11 protein-coding genes and 1 pseudogene are annotated in these 11,695 nt (G+C 37.9%); 1 reads left to right on the top strand and 11 read right to left on the bottom strand.

Translation table 11 applies throughout. From position 1 onward, the window contains the following. Nucleotides 1-17 precede the first annotated feature (17 nt). The 10 genes from H5092_RS04920 to H5092_RS04875 all read right to left on the bottom strand — a co-directional run bounded on the left by H5092_RS04920 (nucleotide 18) and on the right by H5092_RS04875 (nucleotide 7,951). Nucleotides 18-755, bottom strand: coding sequence for a DUF1365 domain-containing protein (locus H5092_RS04920; RefSeq protein ID WP_182733004.1), 738 nt, complete (start codon nucleotides 753-755; stop codon nucleotides 18-20). After that, nucleotides 748-2,004 carry an NAD(P)/FAD-dependent oxidoreductase gene (locus H5092_RS04915; protein WP_182733003.1) on the bottom strand — a complete coding sequence of 419 codons (1,257 nt, stop codon included), beginning with the start codon at nucleotides 2,002-2,004 and terminating at the stop codon, nucleotides 748-750. The genes H5092_RS04920 and H5092_RS04915 overlap by 8 nt, the downstream gene beginning before the upstream one ends. Then, the gene (locus H5092_RS04910; protein WP_002962466.1) at nucleotides 2,001-2,711 is read right to left on the bottom strand and encodes an SDR family NAD(P)-dependent oxidoreductase; all 711 of its coding nucleotides are present in this window, start codon (nucleotides 2,709-2,711) and stop codon (nucleotides 2,001-2,003) included. The genes H5092_RS04915 and H5092_RS04910 overlap by 4 nt, the downstream gene beginning before the upstream one ends. A 2-nt stretch (nucleotides 2,712-2,713) precedes the next feature. Further along, on the bottom strand, nucleotides 2,714-3,142 hold the full coding sequence (locus H5092_RS04905) for a nuclear transport factor 2 family protein (protein WP_002962464.1): 429 nt from the start codon (nucleotides 3,140-3,142) through the stop codon (nucleotides 2,714-2,716). 1 nt (nucleotide 3,143) lies between these two features. Next, a complete protein-coding gene (gene phrB, locus H5092_RS04900) occupies nucleotides 3,144-4,538 on the bottom strand; it encodes a deoxyribodipyrimidine photo-lyase (RefSeq protein ID WP_182733002.1) in 1,395 nt (464 codons plus the stop codon). Then, nucleotides 4,538-5,491, bottom strand: coding sequence for a DUF523 and DUF1722 domain-containing protein (locus H5092_RS04895; protein ID WP_138490055.1), 954 nt, complete (start codon nucleotides 5,489-5,491; stop codon nucleotides 4,538-4,540). Before H5092_RS04895 ends, phrB begins: the two co-directional genes overlap by 1 nt. An 8-nt stretch (nucleotides 5,492-5,499) precedes the next feature. After that, on the bottom strand, nucleotides 5,500-6,180 hold the full coding sequence (locus H5092_RS04890) for a ChrR family anti-sigma-E factor (protein ID WP_182733001.1): 681 nt from the start codon (nucleotides 6,178-6,180) through the stop codon (nucleotides 5,500-5,502). Then, nucleotides 6,173-6,796, bottom strand: coding sequence for a sigma-70 family RNA polymerase sigma factor (locus H5092_RS04885; protein ID WP_002962457.1), 624 nt, complete (start codon nucleotides 6,794-6,796; stop codon nucleotides 6,173-6,175). The genes H5092_RS04890 and H5092_RS04885 overlap by 8 nt, the downstream gene beginning before the upstream one ends. 68 nt (nucleotides 6,797-6,864) lie before the next feature. Continuing rightward, nucleotides 6,865-7,443 carry an LON peptidase substrate-binding domain-containing protein gene (locus H5092_RS04880; RefSeq protein WP_182733000.1) on the bottom strand — a complete coding sequence of 193 codons (579 nt, stop codon included), beginning with the start codon at nucleotides 7,441-7,443 and terminating at the stop codon, nucleotides 6,865-6,867. A gap of 235 nt (nucleotides 7,444-7,678) precedes the next feature. Next, nucleotides 7,679-7,951 (bottom strand): hypothetical protein, encoded by a 273-nt coding sequence (locus tag H5092_RS04875; RefSeq protein ID WP_024596914.1) that lies wholly within the window; start codon nucleotides 7,949-7,951, stop codon nucleotides 7,679-7,681. Nucleotides 7,952-8,249: 298 nt separating this feature from the next. Here H5092_RS04875 and H5092_RS04870 point away from each other — a divergent pair, with 298 nt between their 5' ends. After that, nucleotides 8,250-9,941 carry an alkaline phosphatase gene (locus tag H5092_RS04870; protein WP_182732999.1) on the top strand — a complete coding sequence of 564 codons (1,692 nt, stop codon included), beginning with the start codon at nucleotides 8,250-8,252 and terminating at the stop codon, nucleotides 9,939-9,941. A 60-nt stretch (nucleotides 9,942-10,001) separates the two neighbouring features. Here the strand turns inward: H5092_RS04870 and H5092_RS20805 are convergent. After that, nucleotides 10,002-11,480: pseudogene (locus H5092_RS20805) on the bottom strand (cellulase family glycosylhydrolase). Nucleotides 11,481-11,695: the final 215 nt, after the last annotated feature.

Below are 11,695 nucleotides of genomic sequence, written 5' to 3'. Positions count from 1 at the left end.
CTGACTATCTATGTGCTTTATGGCTTGCCTGAGTGACCTAAAAAAGGAACTCGTTTTATAAACAATTTTAACGCTTGATAATAAATACCTTTGAAAATAGACCATGTCATGGCCGGAAAACGTTTAAATAACTTATTAACTTCTTCTTTAGTAAGTTCTTTACGCTTTAAGCGAAGTGTAGCATCAAATAATAGCTCTTCATTTCGCTTATTTTCAATGTGTATCAATGTTTTATCAGGCGATAGCTTAACATGCCAATGATAGTTCATATCTAGATTCATAAAAGGTGATACGGAAAAAACCTTTTTAAAGTTCACTTTTTTTTCTAAAGGTACTAAATAATAATGACGTTCGTTCCATGGTGTATTACTTACTTCAGCAATCATGTATTTAAAACAGGTGTCGTTATGACCAAAAAAGTAAAAATTAACAGGACTAAAATATACACCAAAACAACGAAGTTGCCCAAGCATGTAAATATGAGTAAAGGTTTCAGTAATACCTAAATTGGCAAGTTGTTCGTGTGCACGCTCAATAAGAGGACGTTTAGCAAGCTGTGAGGTGCCTTTAAGATAATCAGCTTCATTAAACTTTAACGCCTTTAAGCCTGATGTACCTATGTGTTTATGAACACCATTTAGTTGTTGAGGATTATTTAAATCTACCCACATCATATATAAAGGGTAACTAAAGCGATGTTCTTTAACAGCAAAACGGCGATGTTTAACATCGCCTAAATACACTGCACTAGTCAAATTCGACCCCAAGTTGCTTGGCTACATCTACACCACTGTGTACGCCATCTTCATGAAAACCATTGTACCAATAAGCACCACAAAAATAACTATTGTTGTGTCCATCAATACTGTGTTTAAGTTTTTGAGCTGCAATAGACTCTTGGTTAAATACAGGGTGGTGATAAGTAAACTCGCGCAAAATTTTACTTTGGCTTATTCCTTCAAGATGGTTAAGCGTTACACAGAACTGCGTATCTGATTGTATACCTTGCAAAATATTCATTTGGTAAGTAACAACTGCGGCTTTATCAGTGTTGTTGTTAAGTAGGTAGTTCCAGCTCGCCCATGCCGCTTTTCTATCTGGTAAAAGGTTTGTATCGGTGTGCAACACCACTGAGTTCTCAGTGTAAGCTATTGCACCCAATACTGACTTTTCTTGCTCAGTAGCATCACCCAGTAGTGCAAGCGCCTGATCTGAATGACAAGCAAATATTACTTTATCAAATTTACTTTGCTCACCATTGGCAAACTCTATTGTTACTTCATCATTTTGACGCGTAACTGATTTAATATTTGTATTGAGGTTAATTTTGTCGGCAAAACCTCTGATCAGCGGCTTAATGTACTGACGAGAGCCTCCTGGTACTACATACCACTGTGGTCTATTGGTTACATCTAAAAGCCCGTGATTAAAGAAAAACTTAACAAAAAACTCAACGCCTACGTTTTCCATTTCTTTAATACTGGTAGACCAAATAGCCGCGCCCATAGGAAGAATATAATGGTATTTAAAAAAGTCATTAAACTGGTTATCGTTAAGCAATTGCCCTAATGATTGATCAGACTGGTAATCACCTTTTTCATGCATTGCTTTGCACAGCTTATTAAACCTAACAATGTCGTACAATAATCGCCAAAACTTAGGTCTAACAATATTACGACGCTGTGCAAATAAGCTTGTAAACGTATGTCCATTGTATTCAAAACCAGTGGCTTCGTTGTGCACACTAAAGCTCATCTGGGTTGTTTGTTTATCAATACCAATGCGCGAAAGTAACTTTTCAAAATATGGGTAAGTTCGGTCATTAAATACAATAAAGCCAGTGTCTATTGCGTATTTGATGCCACACACATCAACATCAACCGTTGCTGTGTGGCCACCTATGTAATCATTTTTTTCAAATACGGTTACATCGTAATGTTTGTGAAGCAAATGCCCACATGTTAAACCAGATACACCAGTTCCTATTATTGCTATTTTTTTCAACGGGCTAATCCTTTTGCGATTTTAAGCCAAATCGGCAGTGGTAAAATGCGTAAAGCTTTTAATATAAGTGTAAAACGATAAGGGAAATGAACGTCTTTGCGGCGTTTTTGAATACCCTTAATCATGTAGTCAGCTGCTTTTTCAGCAGTAACGGCCATAGGCATCGGGAAATCATTTTTATTAGTAAGTGGCGTTTTTACAAACCCGGGATGAACTAAAGTCACATCAACATCATTTAAATCAACCGCTAAGCTTTTTGCTAAGTAACTTACACCCGCTTTTGATGCGCCATAAGCTTCTGAACGAGGTAGCGCAAGGTAAGTAACACTTGAGCTGACCAAAACAAGTTGGCCGCCTGGATTTATTTTAGGAAGTAACGCCTCAAGGCAATACCCCATAGAAAGTAAGTTAACGTTTATTACACGCTCAAACAACGCGCTATCAAAGTTGCGCGCATCATCTATATATTCACAATTACCAGCGTTTAAAATAACACGGTCAAAATGAGGAAAGCCAATAGTAGACTCTTTTATATCTTGCAGGTTAGTTGCATCAAATTTACATGCTTGGATATTGTCGTATTTAGCAAGCTCGGCGAGCTTATCACTATTACGGCCGCAAGCTATAACAGTGTCTCCTAGCTGTGCATATTTAATTGCTAGCTGCTCGCCAATACCTGATGTAGCACCCGTTATAAGTGTGATCATAATTAACCTGCCCTTTTATCAATTAGCTTTATAACGCTACCAAGTAAAGGAATATGTTTGTATAACAACTCGCCCACATTAAAGTAGTCTCTGTGCTTAATAATTTTGCCATCTTTAAAAATAAGCTTGCTATGACCGTCTACCGAGATAGTTTTACCTGATGAAAGCTTTGGATGTGCATAATGCATAGTCCAGTAAATAAAAGCATTGTTACCGCTATTAAACGAATCACTAATATCAAACTGGCAATGCTTAACATTGCTGTATAAGTTAGCAAAGTACCTGCGCAATTCTACAATGCCGTTAATTTCATGCATCGGGTCTATAAACTGTATGTTGTCACAGTAAATATCACTCAATAAATCAAGATTAGTGCTATCAAGCTGTTGGTATATTTCAACAAATTTATCTACTGGTAACTGGTTATCCATATCACACCTTAAATGCAGCAAGTGCACGTTCTCGTGCCGCTTTATGATCAACTATTGCTGGCCAGTAACATTCCTTATCTTTGCCTGTTGCGGCTAAATAAGTGTGTGGAAAATGAATGTGTTTATCTGGCACGTTTTCAAGCTCTGGCAAATACTTACGGATAAACTTGCCCGTTGGATCAAAGCGCTCGCTTTGTCTGATAGGATTAAAAACCCTAAAATAAGGCTGAGCATCACAGCCTGTACTTGCAGCCCACTGCCAACCACCATTATTTGAGGCTAAATCGCCATCAATTAAGTGCTGCATGAAAAAGCGTTCACCTTCACGCCAGTCTATTAATAAATGTTTAGTTAAAAAGCTTGCAACAACCATTCGTAAACGATTATGCATCCAACCGGTTTGCTTAAGTTGTAGCATTGCTGCATCCACTAATGGGTAACCTGTACGCCCTTCGCACCATGCTTTAAAATCGCTTTCGCTTTTACGCCACACTACAGCATTATACTTTTCGTTAAAGTTATCGCCGCGCGAAAGCTTCGGAAATTCAGCAATTAAATGCCTGTAAAATTCGCGCCAAACAAGCTCGTTAATCCACGTAAACGTTTTACTTTTTGATGTAGTTAAAATATCAGGATAACGCTGCTGAATATTAATAAGCAGTTGCTTTGTGCTTACAATACCTAGTGCTAAATACGGGCTTAAACCCGATGTGCCTTTTACACTGGGAATATCACGCTGGTCGTCGTAACTTGTAAGTTTGTCGCATATAAAATTATCAACTACCGTAGAGAGTGTTTCGTCGTCAACCGGCCACTTATCTGAGCACCCATCACTTTTTAGTAAGTCACTCTCGTCAAACTCAATAAGCTCAGAAGTTAAAGGCCATTGTGGCAAACTAAAGTGTGTATCTTGATACTGCTTTAACCATGCACGTTTAAATGGAGTAAACACTTTATACATTTCATTACTTTGATTTTTGACCGTTCCAACAGGTGCAATTAAATCACCTTCGTACAAAGTAAAAGTAATAGAAAGCTCATCGCATTCATGCGAAATTGCTTTATCGCGGTTTACTTCATTAAGCTCATATTCTGTATTAGCAATTACGTGTTTTACATCGTTTGCTTTACAAAAGTTAATAAGCTCGCGCGTACAATCACAAAAGCTAGGCGCTTCAATAATATGTAAAGTAATACCGTAATCAGCAAGTTGTGATTGAAGATAAGTAACTCGGCGCTTGAGTAAGTCAATCTGAATAGGCGCAGCTTGGTGTTGTTGCCACTGCTTTTCAGACACAAAAAAAATGGCGTGTTTAGCGCCATTATTTAGCGCTTGAATTAACGCTTCATTAGAAAAAAGGCGCAAATCGCGCCTAAACCAAAATAATGTATCCATTAAATACCAAATCGTAGTTTTAAATCGTGAGGGTATGGGTTAAAAAACACTTGTTTTTCAAGGTACTCATTCGGATGAACTTTCAAATGATGTTTTAACAAGGTAAGTGGTACATACAATGGCACCAATCCTTCGCGGTATTCGTCTATCGCATCACGAAGTTCTTGTTTTTCAACCTTCGATAAATCATTTTTAAAGTAGCCTTGTAAATGCATTAGGGTGTTGCAATTATTTCTGCGAGAAGCTGGCTTTTTCAGACCCGTCATCAAACCTAAAATATATTCATCCGCAACTGCATTTATATCATCACCTACGAACGTTCCAAGCAGATTACCCAAATCTCGATAAGCTTGGTAATTGTGAGCCATCAACAAGTACTTATACTGAGAATGAAATTGAGTAAGCTTGTGAACCGTTAGTGGTTCTTGTACCAACTTTTGCCAATTTTTAAATACGTAAATTCTCATTACAAAGTTTTCACGTAAATGCATGTCATTTAAGCGACCGTTTTCTTCACATGGCAATAATGGGTTGTGCTTCATTATTTGCTCAGCAAAAAAACCAACGCCTTCAGAAGTATTACCCGTGCCTGCTTCGTTGTATATTTTAATGCGTTCCATGCCGCAGCTTGGACTTTTTGCGCAAAATACAAACCCGCTCAACTCTTTAGCTTGTTCTGTTGCAACTTTTTTACCATACTCGGTAAGTTGTTGGCCTACGTCTCCAGTACCATCTGGGCGACATACTTTAATAGTATCTCCCACTTTAACTTGGCGAATAGTTGGTCGAGGTATTGGTAAACCTACCGCTACCTCCGGACAAAACCGTGTATATTCAACGTGTTTACCTAACTCATCCATACAGAAATTTGACTTTTTATGACCTGTGTCAAATCTAACTTTTTCGCCTGCTAAGCAGGCGCTTATACCTATTTTTATTATATCTGTGTGCATAAATTCTCTTAGTAAATCAAATTACCTATTGGATTTAGTAACTTGCTGAAGCCCTTATTAAAATGTAGCGCACTACTGACAACTGTAAAGCACAAACAACCATCTTTTGTTAAAGGAGTATGTTGGTGACTACCATCTTGCCATATAAAGTCACCTGGGACATATTTTCCTTCTTCATCACTAAACTCGCCATCTAGGAGTAAAGTAACTTCAAAGCCAGTGTGCGTGTGTTCTGGTATTTCACCACCAGCATCAATATGTAACAAGCTAGAACGTAATGGGCCATCATCAAGTGCAATACGAGATCTCGCAAGCTTACCCACTTGGGTAAATTTACTGTGAGAAATACGCGTTAGCGCACGTGGAAGCTGATAGTTATGCTCATTAACTTTAATAGAAACAGGCTCTACTTCATAAACTTCGTCGATAGAATCATCAGACGTGATCATATCAAGCACATTTAATTCAAATTCTTCAAGTAAATCAGATTTCTCAGTTTGAGGTTTCTCAAATTTAGCAGGCTCTTCACTAAATAATGCATTTGCATTACTTGCCTCAATTTTAGCTACTTTAGCTTGGCACACAGGGCACATATCTACATGTATAGAAACGGCTAAACTCAATGATGTAGCAAGTGATGCATCGCAATACTGTGTCAGTAAAGTTTCACTCGGGTGATGTTTAATCATGCTGATCTCCCATTTCATTACGTAATTTTTGCAAGGCCAAACGTAATCGTGATTTTACCGTGCCTACTGGAATATTAAGTTGATGTGCAAGTTGCTCTTGCGACATGTCTTGAAAATAAACGCCTCTTACCACTTCGCGTTGAGCAATAGGTAATTTGTCTAAATAACGTTTAATTTGTTTATCTTCTAAATGATCACTGTATTCGTGATGTGTATCTTGTGATTCGTTTAATAACGGCCAAATATCTTCGCTTATGTTTTCTTCTTTATTACTTTTCATTTTACGAAGCATATCGAATGAAGCGTTACGCATAACGGTATAAACCCACGTAGTAGCCGCACCTTTATCACTGTGATACAAATGTGCTTTACGCCAAACAGATGTTAACGTCTCTTGCACTAGCTCCATTGCTTGAGCTTCAACACCAAATTGCTTAATTCCAAAGCGTTTAATTTTTGGCGCAAAGTATTCAAATAAATAGGAAAATGCTTTTTTATCGCGTGACTGTGCAACATCTATAAGCGCTTGCATGAGTTCTTTACTCGGCGTTTCTGGCATGGCAGTGTACTTACCTGTATTAGGTTCACAACGTGGTGATTGTTGTTGACTTACCATAATAATTTATCCCGTTATTGCTTTTGTATTAAGTAATACGGGCAATAATTAATTTAGGATCATAAAATTTAGGCAAATTCGTTATTAATCACAGTATGGAGGAAATTCAGTAAGTTATCAAAGTTCGTTTCAAACGCAAGTTGCTGTTTTTTCTCAATAGAAATAGGTAGGAGCTCAAGCCAACGGGCTGCAATCCAAGGCAGTTTGTCAAAGTGAGTTTTTTTGTACAGTAAATTAAGTTCCGGATTACTTTTAAACACGTTTAAAAGCGCATCATGCAATAAGTCATGTTCGCCAACTGAGTTGTTAGAATCCTTATACCAATATGGCGTATTACAAGAAGACACCAAACCATGTCGCAGTTCGTCCTCGTCTTGATAAACGTCATTTATTTGAACGCTTTGAGAAGCAAACACATCGATTAATAATACATCCTTGTCGTCTTGGTCAAAATCAATAATATCAACAAGGCAACCTTGCGCGCTTATATTAAATGGCGTGTCGTGCTCAAATGTACAAAGCACAAACCCTGTATTGTTTTTTAATGCGGTTTTAACCATATTTAAATAGCGAGGCTCAAATATGCGTAATCGCGTATAGCCTTCAGGTAACATAAAAATGGGTAATGGAAAAATCGCACGTTTCATAAAGTCTACTTCTTTCAAACACTCTGCCTTTATTTACGTGCGCTTTTGCTAAGTCGATCAGCTTTGTATGAATCGAATTAATTACCAGCTATATAATTGGCTAAAGATTAAACCAACCTCCCATAGCTTTAAACACTTGAACCGAGTAATAAGCGCTAATCATACTGACTACGGGTGCTAACATTAATGCAAATAATCCAAGTTCACTGCTCATCGTTTTAATCCTTTAAATAATTTATTTTACGTTTTTTATACTAGTGTCAGTATTTTTAAGCGTTGTGCTATGTGTTAAAACGGGCTCATCTAATAAACCCTCTAAAACAGTTTTAGCATCAAAATAAAGCGTTTCCTTTAGTGATTTTTCAAGCTCGATTGTGGTTTGCTTTACGTAGCTTGCTACACTTTGAGTTAATATATCAGTTACATCTAGGTCTACTTCTGTTGCATGTACTTGCGCAGAACCTAATACTAATAAACTTGCCATAGCGATTTTAATTGAATGTTTCATAATGGTATTCCTTGTTTGTGTATTGTTTAGACGTAGTTACATACTCAAGGGTTGTGCCAACATAAAAACAAATCGTAAGCAACTGTAATTAAACAATTTTATATACATCGCTTTAATTTAAAAAATTCATACCTTGTTAATTTAACCATTTAATTTAATTTTTTGACTACTTTTTAGTTAATAAATAAAAGGGTTTAAATGTATTAATACCGTCACACTAAATACATTTAGCGTTTATAAAAACGTAATATCTACCCGCTAAAGTGCACACCACTATAAATAATTCAAAAAGTGCAGTATGACCCTTTCATCACGTCGAAATTTCTTAAAAACCTCAGCAGCAAGCATATTTACCGTCGCAGTATCGAGTGCCATTACAGGTTGTGCTCAAACATTAACAAACAAACCACTATCGGCTATTGAATTTAAACACGGTGTAGCCAGTGGCGATCCGCTCAGTAATGCTTTAATAATTTGGACACGTGCAACTACTTCTCAATCAAATTTTGAAGTTACTGTTGCTTGGGAACTGGCAAGTGACTCTCAATTTAAAAACATCATCCGCAGCGGGCGCGAACAAACAGATAAAAGCAGAGACTTTACAATAAAAATAGATGTGCAAGAACTTGCTCCAAACACAGAGTACTTTTATCGGTTTATGGGTTTAAATACACAAAGCCCAATTGGCCGTGCTAAAACACTACCAATAAATAACATTGAACAAGTAAAAATGGCTGTTGTGTCGTGCTCAAACTATCCTGCTGGGTACTTTAATGCCTTCACCGATGCCGCTAAACAAAAAGATTTAGATGTGGTACTGCATTTGGGAGATTACATTTACGAATACCCAATGGGCGGATACGCTACCGAAAATGCTGAAAAAATTGGCCGCCAATTAGCAGCCGATAACAGTGGTGAAATTATTACCCTTAGCGACTATCGTAAGCGCTATGCTATTTACAGAACAGACCAAGGCCTTCAAGCTCTTCACGCTGCAGCGCCTTTTATTGCAATATGGGATGATCACGAAGTTACCAACGATACCTATAAAAGTGGTGCTGAAAATCATACCCCTGATGAAGGTGACTTTTTTAAGCGCCGTGCAGCAGCTATTCAAGCCTATTACGAATGGCTGCCAATTAGACCGCCTATGGGCGAACAAAGCCCGCAAATATACCGCACCTTCGATTTTGGTAATTTAATAAGCTTGCACATGCTAGATACGCGCGTAATAGCACGCGATAAACAACTTGCTTACAGCGACTATAAAAACCTAGAGACCAAACAAATGGATGTTGCGCGCTTTGCCAGTGATTTAAATAATCCAAGTAGGCAGTTACTAGGTAACACACAACTAAACTGGCTCACCAGTGCAATAACTAAATCAAATGCAAAATGGCAAGTATTGGGCCAGCAAGTATTGATGACTAAAATGTGGCTACCTACTGAAATATTCTCGCAATCCGATCGCACTAAAATACCGCAGGTGTTAAAAGAGCTTGTTGCCATTAAAAAAGCCGTTTTAGCTAATAAAGCGGTAACACCCGAGCAACTCGCACGCGTAAATACTTTAATGCCTTACAATTTAGATGCGTGGGATGGTTACCCAAGCGAGCGCGAAGCATTATACAAAAGCGTTACCGCATTAAATAAAAAGTTAGTCGTGGTTGCAGGTGATACGCACAATGCGTGGCATGGCACATTAAAAAATGCAAAAGGCGAAAGCATAGGAGTAGAATTTGCAACGCCTGGTGTTACATCCCCGGGTATGGAGCATTATTTAGCGCTTAATACAGCACAAGCAAAGCAAATGGCTGACTCGCTTTCATTGTTAATAAACGATTTAAACTATTGTGACTTATCACACCGTGGTTATATGTTACTGACTATTACTAAAGAGCAAATCACAACCGATTGGCGCTATATAGATAACATAAACTCCCCAAGCTACAACATCACTGATCAACACCAAAGTGTTTATAAAGGCTGATACTTTTAAAAAGAAGGTGAATGTATTATTTACCTTCTTCGCATATTTTATTTAACGCGCTTAACTACAGCTATAGATAAGCGTCCACGAAGCATCACTTCCGGGAATGCTGTTTGTATACCAATTTGCGCTGTATGCATTACCTTGATATTGCATTTTATCGTCTGTGTTATTGTGAGTAAACGCACCGGCCGAATAATCTTTTTTTACCCAATTAGGATATGTATTAATACCATTACAATCTGTTGAACTTACAACACTGCATCCGTTTGTATCAACACTTGTACCAGCGGGTGTATCTGGGCACTGATCAATATCATCATTCACTCCATCGTTATCCGCATCGCTTTGTGGTTCAACTACTTCAACAACGCAACCTACATTATTAACAGTTTCACCTACAGGTGTATTAGGGCATTGATCAACACTATCGCTAATACCATCGCCATCGCTGTCAGTTACTTCACAACCAATACTATCAACCGTTGTACCTGCGGGAGTATTATCGCACTGATCAAGGCTGTCACTTATACCATCGCCATCAGAGTCTAAAGCAACCGTACTACCACCCCAACCTTGAATGATCTCTTTAACTTTAGCGCCTGAAGCGGTTAATGAATTCCAACTACCGTCTGGGGTAAATAACGAAGCACCTTCGTTTTTATCGTTTAAAGCCCAGTTAGCGTGGCTAATATTGTTTGTTTTAAAAAATGCCATCCATGCATCAGTTTCATTAATATTAACACCAGCATTGCCATCAGCATTAACTGTTCCCCACTCTGTAGCAAATAGTGCAATGCCGTTATCGAGTGCTGTTTGTGCTTTATTTCGATACGATTGACCATGCGTGCCAGCATAAAAATGCAGAGTGTAAGCAATATTGGCGCGATCTATCGGATTTTGTGATGCCACATCCACATCTTGCTACCACGTAGGCGTACCAACCACAATTAAGTTATCAGGGTCGATTGCTCTAATTTTATCAATAACTGTTTCTGCGTAAGGCTTAATATCGTTAGCCCACGAGATTTGTAACGGCTCATTATAAATTTCATAAATAACATTGTCGTACTGCCCATATTTAGTAGCTACGTCTTCAAAAAAGCGAACTGCAGTTGCTTGATCGGTATGTGCTTCATGGCTATGAAAATCAATAATAACGTACATATCTTCGCTAATAGCTGCGTTTACAACAGTATCAAGACGGCTCATATTGCCCTGCCAATCAAAGTTCAAACTACCACCAGTACTCGTACCATGCCCAATAGCTGCACGAATTAATGTTGCATTAAATTCAGTTTTTGCCTTTGCTACTGTTTGTGCTGTATAAAACTTTTCAGCGCCCCAACCGGTGTTACTCCAAAATAGGCTAGGTCCTGCAAAGCTTGTGTTTTCTCCACCTGCAAGAATTTGATTCCCACTCACCGTTAAATTTTCAACAGCGGCATTGGCCATAGTTGAGCATCCTAATAATAAAGTTAACGATAAGCTCGCCACTTTAAAATCCTTTCTTTTGTGATTATTTGAACTGTTATTCATCGTATTTCCTTAAATTGAAATTATCAGTCGTCATCGTTTGACGTAATAAATTGACACCAAATCAATACTTAATAGTTAAACAAAGTTAATTTGGCGAGCAGAAAGTACCATTTATTTATTAACATTAAATTAATAAAAAGGTACAAGGAGAAGGATTTTAATTAACTAAATATCAACAAGTGAGCGATTTAACGAGGTTTGAGGATTTTACTGGG

It is taken from the genome of Pseudoalteromonas sp. SR41-7 (assembly GCF_014163935.1).
GTDB lineage: Bacteria > Pseudomonadota > Gammaproteobacteria > Enterobacterales > Alteromonadaceae > Pseudoalteromonas > Pseudoalteromonas distincta.
Note: the sequence above shows the minus strand (reverse complement) of the source record. Positions and strands in the feature narration are given on the sequence as shown.